General features: G+C 68.0%; 18 protein-coding genes and 2 pseudogenes. 12 read left to right on the top strand and 8 right to left on the bottom strand.

Annotated features, from left to right (window positions below; translation table 11 throughout):
- The first annotated feature begins 20 nt into the window (after positions 1 to 20).
- From ACFP3U_RS09130 to ACFP3U_RS37130, 4 genes and pseudogenes are all read left to right on the top strand, one after another.
- Entirely contained in the window at positions 21 to 467 is a 447-nt protein-coding gene (locus ACFP3U_RS09130) for an ATP-binding protein (RefSeq protein ID WP_380224794.1), read from the top strand.
- Between the two features lie 300 nt (positions 468 to 767).
- Positions 768 to 950 (top strand): hypothetical protein, encoded by a 183-nt coding sequence (locus ACFP3U_RS09125; RefSeq protein ID WP_380224793.1) that lies wholly within the window; start codon positions 768 to 770, stop codon positions 948 to 950.
- Between the two features lie 93 nt (positions 951 to 1,043).
- Positions 1,044 to 1,853, top strand: coding sequence for an alpha/beta fold hydrolase (locus ACFP3U_RS09120; protein WP_380224792.1), 810 nt, complete (start codon positions 1,044 to 1,046; stop codon positions 1,851 to 1,853).
- A gap of 324 nt (positions 1,854 to 2,177) precedes the next feature.
- A pseudogene (locus ACFP3U_RS37130) lies at positions 2,178 to 3,240 on the top strand (IS630 family transposase).
- Positions 3,241 to 3,246: 6 nt separating this feature from the next.
- On the opposite strand, the gene ACFP3U_RS09105 reads toward ACFP3U_RS37130, so the two are convergent.
- The 4 genes from ACFP3U_RS09105 to ACFP3U_RS09090 all read right to left on the bottom strand — a co-directional run bounded on the left by ACFP3U_RS09105 (position 3,247) and on the right by ACFP3U_RS09090 (position 6,488).
- Positions 3,247 to 3,603, bottom strand: coding sequence for a hypothetical protein (locus ACFP3U_RS09105; protein WP_380224790.1), 357 nt, complete (start codon positions 3,601 to 3,603; stop codon positions 3,247 to 3,249).
- A gap of 711 nt (positions 3,604 to 4,314) precedes the next feature.
- Positions 4,315 to 4,707 (bottom strand): DUF5959 family protein, encoded by a 393-nt coding sequence (locus ACFP3U_RS09100; RefSeq protein WP_380224789.1) that lies wholly within the window; start codon positions 4,705 to 4,707, stop codon positions 4,315 to 4,317.
- A gap of 12 nt (positions 4,708 to 4,719) precedes the next feature.
- The gene (locus tag ACFP3U_RS09095) at positions 4,720 to 5,160 is read right to left on the bottom strand and encodes a DNA/RNA non-specific endonuclease (protein ID WP_380224788.1); all 441 of its coding nucleotides are present in this window, start codon (positions 5,158 to 5,160) and stop codon (positions 4,720 to 4,722) included.
- A 515-nt stretch (positions 5,161 to 5,675) separates the two neighbouring features.
- A complete protein-coding gene (locus ACFP3U_RS09090; RefSeq protein ID WP_465261957.1) occupies positions 5,676 to 6,488 on the bottom strand; it encodes a protein phosphatase 2C domain-containing protein in 813 nt (270 codons plus the stop codon).
- On the opposite strand from ACFP3U_RS09090, the gene ACFP3U_RS09085 reads away from it, so the two are divergent.
- The 3 genes and pseudogenes from ACFP3U_RS09085 to ACFP3U_RS09075 all read left to right on the top strand — a co-directional run bounded on the left by ACFP3U_RS09085 (position 6,386) and on the right by ACFP3U_RS09075 (position 8,782).
- Entirely contained in the window at positions 6,386 to 7,318 is a 933-nt protein-coding gene (locus ACFP3U_RS09085; protein WP_380224903.1) for a replication initiator, read from the top strand. The two genes, ACFP3U_RS09090 and ACFP3U_RS09085, sit on opposite strands and share 103 nt — an antisense overlap.
- Positions 7,300 to 7,482: a helix-turn-helix domain-containing protein gene (locus ACFP3U_RS09080; protein WP_380224786.1), complete on the top strand. Its 183-nt coding sequence runs from the start codon at positions 7,300 to 7,302 to the stop codon at positions 7,480 to 7,482. Before ACFP3U_RS09085 ends, ACFP3U_RS09080 begins: the two co-directional genes overlap by 19 nt.
- Positions 7,482 to 8,782: pseudogene (locus tag ACFP3U_RS09075) on the top strand (tyrosine-type recombinase/integrase). The gene ACFP3U_RS09080 and the pseudogene ACFP3U_RS09075 overlap by 1 nt, the downstream one beginning before the upstream one ends.
- A gap of 91 nt (positions 8,783 to 8,873) precedes the next feature.
- Here ACFP3U_RS09075 and ACFP3U_RS09070 read toward each other — a convergent pair.
- The 3 genes from ACFP3U_RS09070 to ACFP3U_RS09060 all read right to left on the bottom strand — a co-directional run bounded on the left by ACFP3U_RS09070 (position 8,874) and on the right by ACFP3U_RS09060 (position 11,002).
- The gene (locus tag ACFP3U_RS09070) at positions 8,874 to 10,091 is read right to left on the bottom strand and encodes an IS30 family transposase (protein WP_380224785.1); all 1,218 of its coding nucleotides are present in this window, start codon (positions 10,089 to 10,091) and stop codon (positions 8,874 to 8,876) included.
- A 102-nt stretch (positions 10,092 to 10,193) separates the two neighbouring features.
- Positions 10,194 to 10,511, bottom strand: coding sequence for a hypothetical protein (locus ACFP3U_RS09065; RefSeq protein WP_380224784.1), 318 nt, complete (start codon positions 10,509 to 10,511; stop codon positions 10,194 to 10,196).
- Between the two features lie 86 nt (positions 10,512 to 10,597).
- Positions 10,598 to 11,002: a scabin-related ADP-ribosyltransferase gene (locus ACFP3U_RS09060; RefSeq protein ID WP_380224783.1), complete on the bottom strand. Its 405-nt coding sequence runs from the start codon at positions 11,000 to 11,002 to the stop codon at positions 10,598 to 10,600.
- 202 nt (positions 11,003 to 11,204) lie between these two features.
- Between ACFP3U_RS09060 and ACFP3U_RS09055 the strand changes: the two genes are divergently transcribed.
- Both ACFP3U_RS09055 and ACFP3U_RS09050 read left to right on the top strand, forming a co-directional pair.
- Positions 11,205 to 11,678: a hypothetical protein gene (locus ACFP3U_RS09055; RefSeq protein ID WP_225446715.1), complete on the top strand. Its 474-nt coding sequence runs from the start codon at positions 11,205 to 11,207 to the stop codon at positions 11,676 to 11,678.
- Complete coding sequence (locus tag ACFP3U_RS09050) at positions 11,675 to 12,028, top strand: hypothetical protein (protein WP_110673530.1); 354 nt, start codon at positions 11,675 to 11,677, stop codon at positions 12,026 to 12,028. Before ACFP3U_RS09055 ends, ACFP3U_RS09050 begins: the two co-directional genes overlap by 4 nt.
- 740 nt (positions 12,029 to 12,768) lie before the next feature.
- Here ACFP3U_RS09050 and ACFP3U_RS09045 read toward each other — a convergent pair.
- Positions 12,769 to 13,143, bottom strand: a complete 375-nt coding sequence (locus ACFP3U_RS09045; protein ID WP_380224782.1) for a winged helix-turn-helix domain-containing protein — start codon at positions 13,141 to 13,143, stop codon at positions 12,769 to 12,771.
- A 469-nt stretch (positions 13,144 to 13,612) separates the two neighbouring features.
- Here ACFP3U_RS09045 and ACFP3U_RS09040 point away from each other — a divergent pair, with 469 nt between their 5' ends.
- From ACFP3U_RS09040 to ACFP3U_RS09030, 3 genes are read left to right on the top strand one after another with little or no spacing between them, the layout of a single operon-like run.
- Positions 13,613 to 15,217 carry a replication initiator gene (locus ACFP3U_RS09040; RefSeq protein WP_380224902.1) on the top strand — a complete coding sequence of 535 codons (1,605 nt, stop codon included), beginning with the start codon at positions 13,613 to 13,615 and terminating at the stop codon, positions 15,215 to 15,217.
- Complete coding sequence (locus ACFP3U_RS09035; protein WP_380224781.1) at positions 15,214 to 15,399, top strand: helix-turn-helix domain-containing protein; 186 nt, start codon at positions 15,214 to 15,216, stop codon at positions 15,397 to 15,399. The genes ACFP3U_RS09040 and ACFP3U_RS09035 overlap by 4 nt, the downstream gene beginning before the upstream one ends.
- Positions 15,399 to 16,718 (top strand): tyrosine-type recombinase/integrase, encoded by a 1,320-nt coding sequence (locus ACFP3U_RS09030; protein WP_380224780.1) that lies wholly within the window; start codon positions 15,399 to 15,401, stop codon positions 16,716 to 16,718. Before ACFP3U_RS09035 ends, ACFP3U_RS09030 begins: the two co-directional genes overlap by 1 nt.
- Positions 16,719 to 16,940: the final 222 nt, after the last annotated feature.

Genomic DNA, 16,940 nt, shown 5'->3' with positions numbered 1-16,940 from the left:
GCTCCTGAAGGGGCCCCGCCATGTCCACTCTGGGCACGCCCGCCTTCCGTACCTGGGAGGCCTCCCTCACCGATCACTGCACCTCGGTGCGGACCGCCCGTCGCCAGCTCCGTGACCTCCTGACCTCCTGGGGGTGGTCAGGCGAACGGGTCGACGACCTCGTCCTCATCGCCTCCGAGCTGGTCACCAACGCCGTCGTCCACGCCTGCCGGGGGAGTGGCGAAGTCCGCCTCTACCTCCAGGAGTTCGACGGCGACTGCCGGTTCGAGGTCTGGGACCCCCGCCACGACCTCCCGCTCCACGACCGCCACCCGCGCCGCTTCAGCGAATGCGGCCGCGGCATCGACCTCGTCCGCCAACTCGCCTTCGACTTCGGCGTCGTCACCCGCAAGGGCGCCGGAAAGCGGGTCTGGGTCCGGATGTTGCTCGACCCGTCCGCCACGCCGCCCCCGCCACTGGCCAGTTGAACCCCCAAGGACCTCCCCCATGCATCCCGCCGCCATCGCCTTCCAGGACCCCGCCCGCTTGCAAGCGCGCTGCGAGATCGGGGGCGTCCGCCGCCGCACCCTCCAGCCGGGGTGCGAGACCAGCGTCGTCGTCCCGGACGGGGGCTGGGCACCGCTCCCGGACGGCTCCCCGGAACGGTTCGCGCCGAGCGTCTTCACCCGGGACAGCGGGCTCGTCGAACCGACACCGACATCAAATCCATCTGCCGCACCGTCCACGACAACTACGCGACCCGGACGCCGGTCACGGCCGACCTGCGGATGTACGTCACTCTCCGCTGCCCCGTCCCCGTCCTCCGGATCCGCGTCGACCCGGGCGAGGGCTGGCTCGCGCCGACCGCCGTCCTCCCGTACGACGAATCCACGGCCGGCCAATCACTGCCCTCCGTGACCGCCTCCTGGCTCGGTCACTGGACCCGCGGCCTCTTCGCCCCCCTGATCTGACCCTCTCCTCCTGCCCTTCCTCCCTCTCCACCCTCCTCCCCTCCCCTTCTGTGTCAGGCTGGAGGGTGCACGACCGAGGTCGGGAGGCTCGCGATGGCCGAGATCAGGGTGAACGGGGTGTCGCTGTACTACGAGACCCGGGGCGCCGGGCCGGGACTGGTGCTGGTGCACGGGTCCTGGACGGACGCCGACAGCTGGGCGCGGGTCCTGCCGGGGCTCGCCGAGGAGGCGACCGTCGTCGCGTACGACCGGCGCGGACACAGCCGCAGTGAGGATCTGCTCACCCAGGGTTCCGTCTACGAGGACGCCGCCGACCTCGCCGGCCTGATCGTCGGACTCGGCCTCGCGCCCGCCTACGTCTGCGGCGACGCCTACGGAGGGCTGGTCGCCCTCCGCCTCGCCGCCGCCCGCCCGGACCTGCTGCGCGGCGTCACCGCCCACGAACCGCCCGCGACCGGCACCCTCCTCGCCGACCCGGAACTCCGCCCCCTCGGCGTCGCCTTCGCCGAACGCATCTCCGCGGTCCGCGAACTCCTCGAACAGGCCGAATCAGCGGCCGCGGCCGAACTGTACGTCGACACCATCGCCTTCGGCCCGGGCGCCTGGGAACAACTGCCGGCGCCCATCCGCCACACCTACATCCGCAACGCGCCGACCTACCTCGACGAACTCCGCGACCCCGACGCCCTCGACCTCGACCTCCCCGCCCTCAGCCGCTTCACCGAACGCGTCCTCCTCACCCAGAGCGACGACAGCGCCCCCATGTACGGCGAAATCCTCGACCTCATCGACCTCTCCCTCCCCAAACCCGAACGCCACGTCTACCCCCACGCCGGCCACACCCCCCACCTCTCCGAACCCGAACACTGGACCCGCACCACCCTCCCCCACGCCCTGGGGTGAACCACCTGGAACCTTCCCCGTCCTCCGAGGGGCTTCCGGAGACTTCCATGTGAACCGTGGAGGCTCCCGCGTGATCATCCGCAGCGCCTCGTCGAGCTTCCTCGGCGGGACCGCTGTGACGCCGAGACGCCATGCAGTCCTCCCTGGAGCGATTCCTGGGAGAACTGCATGCGTGTTCTGGGGTTGGTGAAGCGGCTGCGCCCTGAAGGTCCTACGGGTAGTGAGACCTCGACAGATTCTCTTGCTCCGGCTACTGAACTTGATTGAGTGATGTCGGAGCCATTCGCCTGACAGTGGTGGGTGGGATCCGGTAGCTCTGGATTCGTGAGGTATGCGCAGGGCGGCGGGCTGACCGATGCCGGGAGGGGCCGCGCGGGAGCGGATCCGGCTGCAGGCCGTGGAACGCTTCGAGGGCGGAGAGGAGCCGGGAGATCGCTGTCGCACTGCGTGTGAGCGAGCGGTCGGTGGAGCGCTGGCGCCGGGCTTGGCGCGAGCGTGGAGAGGTTGGCGTCCAGTCGAAGGGATCACCGGGCCGGCCAAGGCTCGGTCCAGCCCAGATCGCCAGGCTGGAAAGGGAGTTGGAGCACGGACCGCTCGCCCACGGCTGGGCGGACCAGCGGTGGACGCTCGCCCGGATCAAGACGCTGATCGGCCGGCTGTTCCACGTCTCCTACACGGTCGAGGGCACGTGGCAGCTGCTCACGCGGCACGGCTGGTCGTGGCAGCAGCCGGCCCGCCGGGCTGTCGAGCGCGACGACGCGGCGGTCGAGGTGTGGAAGAAGGAGACCTGGCCGCGGGTAAGAGCGCCGCGGCGGCCCTCGGGGCCCGGATCGTCTTCGAGGACGAAGCCGGGCAGTCGATGACGCCGCCGCGTGCCAGGACCTGGGGCCGGATCGGTCGGACCCCCGTCGTCAGGGTACGCGGCAGGGGCTCCGGCCGGGTGTCGATGGCGGGCATGACCTGCTACAGGCCCGGCGAACGGTCCCGGCTGATCTACCGCATCCGCGAGTACCGGGGCCGTAAGGACGAGCCGAAAGGCTTCGGCCGGCGCGATTTCCGGGACCTGATCGTCCGCGCCCGGATCCAGCTCGGCGGCCCGATCGTGCTGGTCTGGGACAACGTCCGCCTCCACCTGGCCAAGCCGCTACGGGAGTTCATCACCGCGAACGCCGACTGGCTCACCGTCTTCCAGCTGCCCACCTACGCGCCGGACCTCAACCCGCAGGAGGGCCTCTGGTCGCTGGTCAAACGCGACATCGGCAACCTCGCCGCCGCCGACCTCAGCCAGATCACCCGAGCCGTGAAGCACCGGCTCAAACAGATCCAGCACCACCCCGACCTCGCCGACCGCTGCCTCACCGGCACCGGCCTGCTCGTGGACGGCTAACCGACATCACGCATTAAAGTTCAGTAGCGAAGCAAGCACAGAATCGGAAGATTCATTCAAAAGAATGATCATTCTCCATCCGCCACCTTGCACGGATAATAGCCCAACCAGCTCTTTGGTCTCACCTAGCGCATTGAAGAACCCGCGCCATCCGAAATTCCCCTCGCGAAACTCCTTGATTGACTCATGTCGGTGACGATATGTGGGCATGAGTTTGGTAGCTGGCCCCATTCCGACGGAAATGATATGATCAAGGCTATCGATCATCGCGTCAACGGCCTCGCGAGGAACCTTCGTCACTGCCTCGCAGTTGGATTCCCGAATAGCCGCTTCAATCTTCGCCCGTGCAACTTCGCGCATCATTCGCATACTCCTGTCTGACCATGCCTGAAACCGGGCACACCCCCGTGCGATGACGTTGCCGTCGACTACTTCCGGCGGGCATGGCGACAGACCCCACCGGATTCGCTCGTGGGGACTGTCGCCAATGCGTCAGCGTATCGTTGAGCCGCTTAGGGTAACTGATCAGACTCCGTTTGACACGACGGATTGCGCGACTCTGCGATATCGAAGCGCCCCTTTTCCCGCTGCATTCCGCAGTATTGTGGCGTCTTGTTGATGTGCTGCGGAAACTGATTTCTCCTGGCAGGCGAGCTCGAATTTTGCTTCGAAGCGAGTCCAGGCAGCTGAATATCCGACAATCCAGCATTTCGATCAGCAGAGACCCTGCCATTGCCCTAAATTCGAGCCTGGCCCACAGCTTCACCGCCCGGAAGAACCGTTTTCGCATTCCATGTACCCCACGGATGCGCCGTGCCCGCATCAGCGTTATCAATTACAGTTCCATCGGAGCCGGCAGTGAACCTCGGGTCGCAATTTGAGTCGTGGACCAAGACTGGCGTAGCCCCGGCAAGTACATAGTACGTGTAGATCTGGGCATGGAGAGATTTTCAAAATCTTGGTGACTATTGAGTCTGAAGATCCCGACGATACGAGTAGTGTAGATGGGGCTGGCGGTGGACACGACGAAGCTCTGCCCGATATCACGGGCAGAGCTTCGCCATCACGTATTGGTCAGAGCTGTTCGATGAACTGATTCACGCGTGCCTGATGATCGGCGATCCATCCTTCCTCCAAGGCGATGGGGATACGGACCGTCACCATGGAGATCGATTCGTCCTCCACAACAATCTCTGGGCAGTCCCGCTCGCCGTCCAATTGGATACTTACAGTTGGACCACGATCGGTATGCATCCAGATGATGTCGTGACCCAGCTTCAGTGAATCTAGCGCTTGCTGCCAAGATTCGAGCTTGGCCCGAGAAAGCATGAGTAGAGTACTTCCCTTGACGAATAGGCTCGTCACTGCGATCTCAGCCTCCCAGAAGGAGGCGCCATCCGGTGAGTGTACGGTAATCCTGATCTCGTTCTCGGAGTCGGTAAGCCGCACTAGCTCGAACGGGAACATCTTTTTAACCTCTCACCCGACCAGGAATTGAGCTGCAGTGGACCAGCCATTGTCATCAAATGCGCCGCTGTCTACCCGGAATGGAACGTTGGACCCTGGCAGGTATTGCGGTACCGCCTGAAATAGAACGGTATTGCCATTTCCCACATGTGTCGCGATTGAGTTGCCGAATGTCGACATCGCACCGTTGTCGACCTTTGATGCAGTCCTGACGATATTCGCCTCAATCTTGCCATCTCCACCCAGGGATTGAGGTAGGAGATGCCCTCGGGTGTTGCCGATCACATTCTTTATGAAACCAGGCGGTATGATCCGACGGCTCGCCTTAGTTCCAGTTCCAATATCCGCCGGCGTGACAATGGCTGTTACTCCTGTTCGCCTCCCGTCGGGGAGAACCTGACCGTAATCGATATCACAGTTGTGGACCAGGACCGGCGTGGTGCCTGCCAGCACGTAGTACGTGTGGCAGGAGGCCCCTTTCGGCCTGCTTTTTCGCAGGTGGGCGGGAATCTACCCGTGTGCGGAGGTGCGTGGAAGTGCGTTGTTGTGCGGGCCTGTTGCCGTCAGCGTTGCTGTCAGTGGGCTACACCACGACGGGCCGTCAGGTGCGATCGCCGGCGGTGGAGCGGTTTTGGCCGGTGTCCTGTCCGGTCCGGGGTCGGGCATGATCGGGGGGCCGTAAGCTGCTGCGACTCGGTCAGGGCTTCTGGGCCTGACCGCAGTGTGGCCGAGTGGCCCCCGGTCTTGCTCGACGCGGGTCCCTGGCCGGGAAGGTGGGTAAAACCGCGGAGCCGCCGGCCCCAGCCACCCTGCTGCCCTGTTCGGGCGGTCGCGCCGGGACCGGGCGCCAGCCCGCACGCCCGGCGTCGGCCGCCCGGGGTGGGGCAGCGGCGCGCGCAGGGCGCGCGTCCTTGACCTTGTGGAGCGGAATTCGGCAGTGACTTCGGTTGGGCTTTGGGACTCGCGGTCTACAGCGTGACGGTGGCGACGGCGGTGTCGTCGTGGGCCTTGGCGCGGGGCCAGCGTTTGCCGTCGGCGTCGGCGAGTTCGGCAGTGCGGACTGCGCGGATGAGGGCGGCCGGGCCTTGGTCGTGGATGAGCTTCAGGGCCTCGCTCCGGTCGGCGAGGTGGAAGCGGTCGACCGGGCGGGAGGCGCCGTCGCTGACCATGGTGAAGCCGGTGACCTCGGTGCGCGGGACGGTGCCGGTGAGGGCGGCGTGGGCGGCGGTGGGGTCGGCGGCGGCGATCCAGAAGCCGTCGGGCTGGTTGCGGTGGGCGCGCATGGCCTCGACGTAGCGGCGGAGGGCGTCGCCGTGTTCGGCAGTGCCGGTAGGGACGGCGTCCATGGAGCCGCGGAGGGCCGCACCGACCAGGGCCTCGCGGTCGTCGGTGATGGCGACGGGTCCGGTGGCGGGGTCGGCGTGTTCGACGATCAGGGTGGAGTCGGCGAGGACCAGGTACTGGAGGTCCTGGTCGGTGAGGCGGACCGCGATGACGGTGGCCGACGGGGTGCCGGGGTGGGTGAAGTCGCACTCGGGGTGCAGTGCGGCGGTGGTGGTGATGGCGTCCGCGAGGCAGTCGGTCAGGGCGCGGTCGGGCTGGTTGGTGACGCCGGCGAGCAGGTTGACGCCGAGCCGGGTGACGAACCACGCCACGCCGTGGGAGCAGTCGCAGTCGGATCCGGGCGGGGTGCCGGCGCCGTCGGGCAGGACGACGGCGCTCGGGCTGGCCGCGACGAAGTCCTCGTTGGGGTGGTCCTGGCGGGCGGGTTCGGTGGCGATCTCCTCAGCGCCGGCTCGCCCCGCACCTGCACCTCGCCCTGCGGGGCACTGTCTCCCGCGCCGAACTGCGCCAGGTCGTCGCCGCCACCTACCACCAGGTCTGGTGGCCGCCCGCTGACCACCCGGTCCACACTCCCGACGCGCCGCCGCACTGGTCACCCGAACACGGCGCTTTCCTCGACCCGACCACCCGAGAGCCGCTGCCCACTTGGGACGACGCCCTCGATCGCCTTGACGACGAACCCGAAGCCCGGCCCGCGCACGTGCTCCGCTTCGGCCCCCAGCTCGACGCCCAAGGGGTGCTCGTCGGCTCCCCGCAGGCCGTGCGCTGCGTCCGCTACCTGACCAAGTACCTCACCAAGTCCGTCGCCGAGTGCCACACCCCGACGACCGCGGCCGAGAGCGACCACATCGACCGCCTCACCGCCGAACTCCGCCACGAACCCTGCTCGCCCACCTGCGCCAACTGGCTCCTCCACGGCATCCAGCCCAAGAACGCACACCCCGCCCTGCGCCCCGGCGCCTGCCGCTCCCGCGCCCCCAAACGCGAACACCTCGGCTACGGCGGCCGCCGGGTCCTGGTCTCCCGCAAATGGTCCGGCAAGACCCTCACCGACCACCGCACCTGGGTCCTCGACGTCCTCGGCGACACCGCCGCCCGCACCGAGCCCAACCGCTACCTCTGGGAGCCCGTGCGCCCCGGCGACCCCGACATGTCGCCCCTCGTCACCCGCCTCCTGCGGGCCGTCGCCGAACGCGTCCGCTGGCGCGCCGCCCTCGACCAGGCCCTCGAACGAGCAGGAGGCGAGCCGTGTCCGACGACGACCTGATGACCGTTCCCGAGGTTATGACCCGGCTGCGGCTCGGCCGCTCGGTGGTCTACGACCTGATCCGCACCAACCGGCTGCGTTCGATCACCATCGGCCGGGCCCGCCGCATCCCGTACGGCTCGTACCGCTCGTTCGTGGCCTCCCGACTGGAGGAAGCCGCCTGATGGCAGCCCAGAAGAAGAACCGCGCCAACGGCGAAGGAACCCTGTTTCAGCGCAAGGACGGACGCTGGGAGGCTGCGGCCTACGTCCTCGCCGCCAACGGGAACCGCCAGCGCCTCCACGCCTACGGCAGGCCCCGCCAACAGGCGATGGACAAACTCACCGACGCCAAAGCCGCCAGCAACCGGGGTGTCCCGGTCGTCCACTCGCAAGGCACCGTCGCCACCTGGATCACCTATTGGCTCAACACCGTCGCGGTGCACCGCGTGCGCGAGACCACGCACACCCGCTACACGGCCGTCGCCCGCCTGTACATCATCCCCGGCCTCGGAACCAAGAAGCTCTCCAAGCTCACCGCCAGGGACATCCGCACCTGGCTCGACGGCCTACGAACCCGCTGCCAGTGCTGCGCCCGCCGCACCGACCACCGGCGAACGCCGGCCAAGCAGCGCTGCTGCGCCGTGGGCGACTGCTGCCGACGGGTGTTGAGTGCACTCACGCTCACCTACATCCACACCGTGCTCAAGACCGCCCTTGAGCATGCCGTCCACGAGGAAGAAGAGATCCCGCGCAACGTCGCCCGCAACGTCCGCCTCGGCACACCCCGCCCCCGACGGTTCGAGCCTCTCACTGTTGAGGAGGCCCGGCAGCTGATCGAGGCCACCCGCGACCACCCGCTCCACCCGGTGGTGCACCTCGCCTTCACACCGGCCTGAGAAGGGGTGAACTCCTCGGCCTCACCTGGGAGGACATCGACCTCGACGCTGGCACAGCCGTGATCCGACGCTCACTCCAACGCACCAGCGACAACGGCCTCGTGCTGTTCCCCACCAAGACCAAAGCCTCCGAACGACGCATTGCCCTGCCCGCCGCCTGCATCCAGGACCTGCATGCGCACCGGGCGCGCCAGCAGGCCGAGCAAGAGGCCGCAGGACTGCGTTGGAACCCCCGCGGCTACATCTTCACGGCACCCAGCACCGCGCTCCCGGTCGAACCCAGCACCCTCAACCGACGCTTCACCACGCTGCTCAACCAAGCCGGCCTCCGCCGGATCCGCTTCCACGACCTCCGCCACACCACCGCAACCCTCCTCCTCGACCAAGGCGTCGAACTCGTCGTCATCAAAGAACTCCTCGGCCACGCCCACATCGGCGTCACCGCCACCGTCTACGCCCACGTCCGACTCCGCCTCCAGCGCGACGCCATAGACCTCCTTGGCCGCGTCCTCCACAACCCCTCGGAGGTCACCGCCGAGCCCGACGACAGCGACGATCCACCGCTCTGTGCAGCACCCGTCCGCTGATGTTGCCGTCAACTACTGCCGTCAAGAGCCAGTGAAGCCCCGCCAGAATAGGGCGGTTTCTGGGGATCGTTGCAACACGTGGTCGGTTTGATCAGGCCGCGAGCAGTTTATGCAGGCGCTCGGCTGGGGTTTCCCAGCCGAGCGTCTTGCGTGGGCGGCCGTTGAGCTCGGCGGCGACGGCGGCCAGGTGCTCGGAGGTGTGGGCAGTCAGGTCGGTGCCCTTGGGGAAGTACTGCCGCAGCAGGCCGTTGGTGTTCTCGTTCGAGCCGCGCTGCCAGGGACTGGCCGGGTCGCAGAAGTAGACCGGGATGTCGGTGGCGAGGGTGAACGAGCCGTGGGCGGCCATCTCGGCACCCTGGTCCCAGGTCAGCGAGCGGACCAGGTGGGTGGGCAGGGTCTGGACGGTGGTCACCAGGGCGTCGCGCACGTGTTCGGCGGTGCGGCCTTCGGGCAGGTGCAGGAGCATCACGTAGCGGGTGGCCCGCTCGACCAGGGTGCCGATGGCGGAGGCGCCGTCCTTGCCGATGATCAGGTCGCCCTCCCAGCGGCCGGGAACGGCCCGGTCGTCCGCCTCGGCGGGGCGTTCGCTGATCATGACCATCGGGATGGCGAACCGCGGCTGTTGGCAGGCCGCCTGGCGTCGTGGCTTGCGGCGGGCACGTCCGGTGCGCAGGGCCGCTACGAGCTCGCGGCGCAGTTCTCCGCGTCCTTGGACGTAGAGGGCCTGGTAGACCGTCTCGTGGACCACGTGCATCTCCGGCCGCTCGGGAAAGGTGTCCCGCAGAGCCTGGCAGATCTGTTCCGGGCTCCACTTCCTGTCCAGGCGGTCCTGGATGAAGTCCCGCAGCTCCAGGTTCGAGGCGATCTTCCCTGTCTTGGGCCGGGGCCGGCGGGCATCGGCCCGGGCCTGTGCGGCATGGGGCCGGTAACGGCCGTTCTCCGGATGGCGGTTGCGCCGGATCTCCCGGCTGACCGTGGACGGGCTGCGGCCCAGCTCGGCCGCGATCGCGCGCACGGTGGCCTTCTCATGCAGCCGGTCGGCGATGTGGATGCGCTCGTCCTCACGCAGGTACCGGGACCCGCCGGACGCGCAGGAGGGCGCCCGCTCGGGTCGAGCGGGCGCCCTGAACCTCTTCGGGTCCGTCCGGCCGTTGCGCCACTCACGTCCCGTACGCGGGTGAACGCCCACCAGCCGGGACGCCTCTTTGCTGCTGTAGCCCTGTTGCACGAGCCGGAAGTATTCCTCCCGCTCGGCACGGAGCTTCCTGGGCCCCTGCGGCTGCCGGTCCTCGCGGATCTCGAAGGTCATTGCACTCCCCAACTGGGGCGTTGCAACGATCCCTAGAAATGAAGTAGTTTCTCGCGGGGCTTCACGTATTTATCAGTGGCGGCTCAGATGATCGATATCAGTCTAAACTCCACCCGATCCCAACCATTGCGAATGCCAAGCAATCTGCTCATCGACGGTACAGACTTCCTGCACCTCTGCGGGTTCGAAAATATCAACAACGGGTGGCCGATCTGCGGTCCGGGGAATCTTCAGAACGTACGCTCGACGCCCTGCTGTCGCCTGGCGCAGCATAGGCGATGGAAAGACGTTTCGGCACGCACCATTGCACACCACCAGCAAACCAGAAGGATCAAGCAGCCTGCGCGCAGCCGACAGGGCTTCGAAAAGGTCGGATCCATCTCCGGAAACAATCTCGCCCGATCCGAGCACCACTTCCACGAAGCAGGTGCCACCCACAGCAAACCGTACTAGGGCTGGTTGGACCTCGCCCCCGTCGACTACCGACAGTCCAACCTCAGTCCAAATCATCGTCGAAATCCCGGATTGGCAGTCCATTCCCCAAGATGATTCCAGACGCCTTCGATATCGTGCGGATGGATTTTTCCAGCCACCGCGATCTCCTCTTCCCAGGGGTAGGGCGAGTCGGCGCCAAAGTGAGCATTCACGTCGATTCCGCTGCCTCGAACCTTGTAGATGTGGGTTTCATCGCCCATGTAAGTGTCGTCAGCAAATCCCTCGGCCGCCTCTTTTGTCTTAGACGTTGAGACGAAGCCACTGTCTGGCCTATTTTCGTGGACATGCTGATTGATGTCCACGTTGTCGCCCTTCGGCTCGAACCCATTGGCGAAGATCTCGTCATGCCCGCGCGTATCGGCTCGATATACCGAATTGCAATTGTGCACCAGGATCGGCGTGGCCCCCGCCAGCACATAGTACGTGTGGCACGCGGTCGCTCGCTACCTGCATTTTCGCTGGTCAGGGGCTATATAACGGTCCGTCGAGGTGTGCCGATGTGCGTCGGTGTGCGTGATTGTTGCCGTCACTACTGCCGTCAGAGGTCTAGTCCATTGGGGAAGAGTCAACCGCCGCGCCGTCTATCCATCGATTGACATCCGAGCTACTGTGGATGTCATGACTGCGGCCTACGAGGACATGCCCTTCAGTGAGCTTCTCCACCATCCCGCCGCGACTACGCGTCGGCTCGACGCCGTCCGCGCGCTGCGGCTGCGCAGACGCGACGCGGAGGACCTGGCCCTGATGCGCGTCGACCAAATGGAGCGCGACACCACCGTCGTGGACTTCACCTCCCGCCTGCTCGCCGGGCTGGTCCGGACCGAGAACATCGGCGCCCTGCGCCAGGCGTTGCCCGAAGCCCTCCCCTGGAGCACCTTCCTGCCCGCCGAGGACATCGACACCCTGCTCGCCGAGCTGGTCGACACGGCGCGCGGCGCGGTGGCCCTGGACAACCTCTCACCGATCGCACTGCTGCTCGCCCAGTGGAGGCACAGCGCCGAGATCTATGCGGACCCTGCCTTGCACGCACTGCTCACCCGTGAACCCGAGGGCGACCTCGGTCCCGTCCCCGCGCCCGGGGCAGCGGAGTGAGCCCGAAGCGCGGAGACCGGGCCGCGCCACCCCCGACCGGCGACGAGTACGACCTCCGGTTCGCCAACACCGAGGCCGCCGACGGCTGGGAACACCTGAGCCGCCAGGCACCGGGCAACCTGCGCCGCGCCTTCGAGCGGATCCGCGCCACTCCCCGCGCCGCCGACATCCCCGACCGCCAGCACCGACTCAAGGGCAAACTCGGTACCACCACCTACAAGGGGCAAACCCTGGAACGCTGGCAGTACGAAGTCACTGGTGGAGGACGTATCTGGTACCTGCTCGACGATGCCAACCGCACCGCCTGGATCACCTACGCCGGCACCGGCCACCCCAAGGCCACGGACTGACGTGCTCACGGGCGACTGTCCGGCAGAGCACGCACGACCCGCCCCCGGGTCAGCCCCTCTTCCCGTTGGATAGCCCGTTGGGATATCCAACGGGACAACTTGCTCTGCCAGGAGCCCGGTTCCGGTCAGCCCGTCGTGCTGGCCGGTTGTCGCTTCCGCTGCCCCACCGTCTCGTCGGCTCGGCTTGTCGCTGAACTGCTCGCGTCCTGACCGTCCCGATCGCGCGTGGGGGCGAGTTCGGACTGCTGCTGGTCGGCGTCTCGGCGCGCGGCACGGCGCGTGCGTGGGCTGGTCGCTCGGCGCGGGTACGGTCGGCGGGTCGGCGGGGAGCTTCGCTCCGTGCCGGAGGCGACGTCGGTCACCGCCCTCGGCGAGCCCGGCGATAGAAGCGGGTCGGACCCCTGGCCGACCCTGTTGCCCGCGATCCGGCCGTAGGACGGTCGCAGGCGACAACTTGCTCCGCGTTGCGGGCAAGGAGTCCATAGCCCACAACTTGCTCCGACCCTGGGCGGTGCTGGGGTAAGCAGCGCTTACCCCACAACTTGCTCCCCGCGAACACCCGGCCGGGCAGTGTTCCGGACGTCGGCTTGCTCGCTCCACCGGCACTCCATGCGGGCAGCGGCTGAACACCCGACAACGGGTCGGTCGGCGGCGTTCGGCCAGCTCAGACGGGCGGGGCACCGCCTTGAACCTCGTAGAGAAAATCTGGACGCGCCCCTGGCCGTCCAGCGGCCGACGGGTCAGCAACCTCGCTCGGTGGCGCCCGCTTCAAGGGCCTTGACGCGGGCACGCAGAGCGGTGAGCTGATCAAGCGTCTCGGCCAGTGCCAGCTCCAGCGCCTCGACGCGCGCCGCCGTCCCGCTGACGGGCGTGTTCCCCGCCTCCCCGTCACCTGAGTCAGTGTCGGGGGAGGCGACGAAGGCGCCCTTGCCGGGGCGGGAGATCGCGTAGCCGTCCTGCTTCAGCAGGGCCATGGCCTTCTGCACGGACAGGCTGGAGGCCCCGTACTCCGCCATCAAAACGGCCTGCGTCGGCAACGCGTCCCCAGGATTCAGCTCTCCGGAGCGGATCCGCTCCCGCAGGGCCTCAGCGATGACCTCGAACGTCAGCAACACCGTGCCGCCCGCCGGTCTACGTCCCCGCCGCCCCACCGTCACCGCAGGTCACCCCGCTTTCTCTGCGCCTCTACCACCGAAATCCGGCCCATCCAAAACGGAAGACCGGGGCCACAGTACTCGCGTCCCCACCGGCCACCGAAATAGATGAGGAGGGATGCACTTGAATGCGCGCTTGAAGCGATGCTACCTTCACGCACCGCTGGTGAACACCACCGCTGACCAGGCCAGACGTCCCCGGCCCACCATCCGCGCCCGCCGTCACGCGCACCGTGCCCACGTGCGCCGATCACCCGGGTCGCCCCTCAATCGCCTTTCCTCTTCTCCCGACTCCTGCCGGAGGTCTGTCCCCATGCCCGCGCAGCTCCAACTCCCCACCCCCGCAACCACCTCCACTCCCGCCAGCGCGGCGTTCGCCGCACCGGCGCTCACCACCAGCCCCGACACGTCCGCGAACAGGAACTCGGCGCTGGAACGCCGGGCGCGGCTGACCGCCAGGCTGGCCAAGCTCGCCGCCGCCGGATACCTCGCACCCCTGGCCCGACAGATCGGCTCACTGGGCGGCTGCGCCCGCCCGATCCGCCTGACCGGACACCGCACCCGCCTGGACACCGCCACCGGCCAGATCCTCGACCACCTCGACACCCGCCACCTGCCCGCCGGCGAACTCCTCGTGCGCTGCGGCAACCGCCGCGCCACCCGCTGCCCCGCCTGCTCCACCCTCTATCGCTACGACACCTACCAGCTCATCGCCGCCGGACTACGCGGCGGCAAGACCATCCCCACAACCGTCGCCACCCACCCACGCGTCTTCGCCACCCTCACCGCCCCCGGCTTCGGCCCCGTCCACAACCAACCCGGCACCGCCCCCTGCACCTGCGGCACCCGGCACCCCGACGACGACCCCCTCCTCGGCACACCGCTGAACCCGCAGCGGTACGACTACACCGGCGCGGTCCTGTGGAACGCCCACGCCCCCGCCCTGTGGGCCCGCTTCACCACCCACCTGCGCCGCGAGATCGCCAACGCCGCCGGACTCACCCAGCGCACCCTGCGCCACCACGCCACGCTCTCCTACGCCAAGGTCGCCGAATACCAAAAGCGCGGCCAGATCCACTTCCACACCGTCATCCGCATCGACGGACCCACCGGCCCCACCAGCACCCCACCCACCTGGGCCACCACCGAACTCCTCGACCACGCCGTCCGCACCGCCGCTCAGCGCACCCGCGTCCCGCACCAACGCCTCTCCGGGGCCGGGGGAGCCGACCGGGGACAGCTGCTGGAACCCCCGGTGTTCCGGTTTGGGCGGCAGATCGACGTCCGCGTCATCCGCAGCACCGACTTCACCGGCGACGCCCCCGTCACCGACCGGCACGTCGCCGCCTACATCGCCAAGTACGCCACCAAGGGCGCCGAAACCACCACCGGCACCCTCGACCGCCGACTCCGCTTCCTCGCCGAACTCGCCCAGCACGACATTACCGACCACGCCCGCCGCATGATCCACACCGCATGGCACCTCGGCACCCGGCCCGAGCACGCCCACCTCCGCCTACGCCAGTGGGCCCACATGCTCGGCTTCCGAGGCCACTTCTCCACCCGCACCCGCCACTACTCCACTACCCTCACCCACCTCCGCGCCGAACGCACCGCCTGGCGCACCCGCAAACCCGAAACCGCTGCGACGCCGACCGACCCGGCAATGGTCGACCGACACGCCGACCTGCCGATCGGTGGGGGCCAGTCGGTCACTGACCAGCACGGTGACCGCGAGGACCGCGCTGACCTGACCGCCGGTCACACCGACCTCGGCCCCGGTCACCGCGCAGGTCACCGCGCGAAGAACGGGCGATCCGGCGGCGCGGACACGACTCTGGTGATCTCGCACTGGCAGTACGCCGGAACCGGCCTCCTGCCCGAACTCGCCCACCTCGCCGACCTCCTGGCCACCACACCGCGCCCCCGGACCGAGCAACCGAGCCGCCCCCGGCACGCACAGCGCTCCCGTGACCGGGCCGGTCACTCCACCGACCCGCTGACCACCGCCGTCCAGACCGGGGCGATCGCGTGACCGCCGAGTCCGAACTCCTCACCGTTCCCGAGGTCATGGCACGCCTGAAGATCAGCCGCTCCACCGTCTACGACCTCATCCGCACCCGGCAGCTCGCCTCGATCACCCTCGGCCGAGCCCGCCGCATCCCCGCCCACGCCCTGACCGCCCTCGTCCACCACCAACTCGAAGAGGCAGCCTGATGACCACCCCCGACACCAACCCCACTCCCGGTACCGGCTCGCGCAGGGTCCGTGCCAACGGCGACGGCACCGTCTACCAGCGCAAGGACGGCCGCTGGGAAGCCGCCGGCTACGTCCTCGCCCCCGGCGACACCCGCAAGCGCGTCCGCGTCTACGGCATCACCCGCAAGGAAGCCCTCGCCAAGCTCACCGAGAAGATCGCCACCAGCAACCGCGGCGTCCCCGTACCCACCGCACAGGGCAGCGTCGCCGCCTACCTGACGTACTGGCTGGAGAACGTCGCCGTCCACCAACTCCGCGAGACCACCCACACCCGCTACACCGCCTGCACGAGCCGCTACCTCATCCCCGGCCTCGGTAAGAAGAAGCTCGCCAAGCTCGCCGCCAAGGATGTGCGCACCTGGCTGAACGGGCTACGGACCGTCTGCCAGTGCTGCACTCGTGGCCTCGATGCCGCCCGGACCCGGCCCCGCTGCTGCGCGGTCGGCACGTGCTGCGGCAAACGGCTCTCCCCGCTGACCCTCGCCTACATCCACTCCGTGCTCAAGTCCGCCTTGGAGCATGCCGTCCGGGAGGAGGAGATCCCGCGCAACGTCGCCCGTAACGTCCGTACCGGCACGCCCCGTCCTCGCCGGTTCGAACCCCTCACCGCCGACGAGGCCCGTACCTTCCTCACTGCCGCCCAGGGCCACCGCCTCCACGCGCTGTTTGAACTCGCCCTCCGCACCGGACTGCGCAAGGGCGAACTCCTCGGACTGCGCTGGGAAGACCTCGACCTCGACACCGGCACCGCCAGCATCCGCCGTACCCTCCAACGCACCACCACCGGCGGCCTGACCACCCTCCCCACCAAGACAGTCAGCTCCGAACGCCGCATCGCCCTCCCGGCCCCCTGCCTGCTCTCACTCCGCGCCCACCGCAAGCAGCAGGCCCAGGAGAAGGAGAAGGCCGGCGCACGCTGGGTGGACAGCGGCCACGTCTTCACCCGGCCCGACGGCCACCCCATCGAACCCGCCACCCTCAGCCGACACTTCAACGCGCTCCTCCGCCGCGCCCGCCTCCGCCAGATCCGCTTCCACGACCTGCGGCACTCGACCGCGACCCTCCTCCTGGAACAGGGCGTCGAACTCGTCGTCATCAAGGAACTCCTCGGCCACGCCCACATCGGCGTCACCGCCACCGTCTACGCACACGTCCGCCTCCGCCTCCAGCGCGACGCCATCGACCTCCTCGGCCGCACCCTCGGCAAGCCCTTCGAGGCCGGCACCGACCCCGGCGACAGCGACGACCCACCGCTTTGTGCAGCGCCCGTCCGCTGACGTTGCCGTCAACTACTGCCGTCAAACGCCCAGAAGGCCCCACCGGAACCCTCCAGTGGGGCCTTCTCCTATCCGAAGCCTGTCGCATTACCTGTGGTCAATCAAATTTCCGACGAAGGAAATTCAAGAGCCGCAAAGGTCTCGCGACACATCCGCCGTCGGAAATGTGTCAGCCTCTTCCTGTCGAAAGAAAAATGCTGGCACAGATATCAGGAAGCCGGA

Origin of the sequence: Kitasatospora misakiensis (genome assembly GCF_042656005.1) — a bacterium.
Classification (GTDB): domain Bacteria; phylum Actinomycetota; class Actinomycetes; order Streptomycetales; family Streptomycetaceae; genus Kitasatospora; species Kitasatospora misakiensis.
This window is presented reverse-complemented; position numbering and strand designations above follow the sequence as displayed.

What these genes read in the sequence shown, in the direction of transcription:
- ACFP3U_RS09100 (WP_380224789.1), bottom strand. Translation starts at nt 4,707, where the DNA reads ATGTTCCCGTTCGAGCTAGTGCGGCTTACCGACTCCGAGAACGAGATC.
- ACFP3U_RS09070 (WP_380224785.1), bottom strand. Translation starts at nt 10,091, where the DNA reads ATGACCTTCGAGATCCGCGAGGACCGGCAGCCGCAGGGGCCCAGGAAG.
- ACFP3U_RS09120 (WP_380224792.1), top strand. Translation starts at nt 1,044, where the DNA reads ATGGCCGAGATCAGGGTGAACGGGGTGTCGCTGTACTACGAGACCCGG.
- ACFP3U_RS09130 (WP_380224794.1), top strand. Translation starts at nt 21, where the DNA reads ATGTCCACTCTGGGCACGCCCGCCTTCCGTACCTGGGAGGCCTCCCTC.
- ACFP3U_RS09055 (WP_225446715.1), top strand. Translation starts at nt 11,205, where the DNA reads ATGACTGCGGCCTACGAGGACATGCCCTTCAGTGAGCTTCTCCACCAT.
- ACFP3U_RS09125 (WP_380224793.1), top strand. Translation starts at nt 768, where the DNA reads ATGTACGTCACTCTCCGCTGCCCCGTCCCCGTCCTCCGGATCCGCGTC.
- ACFP3U_RS09030 (WP_380224780.1), top strand. Translation starts at nt 15,399, where the DNA reads ATGACCACCCCCGACACCAACCCCACTCCCGGTACCGGCTCGCGCAGG.
- ACFP3U_RS09105 (WP_380224790.1), bottom strand. Translation starts at nt 3,603, where the DNA reads ATGATGCGCGAAGTTGCACGGGCGAAGATTGAAGCGGCTATTCGGGAA.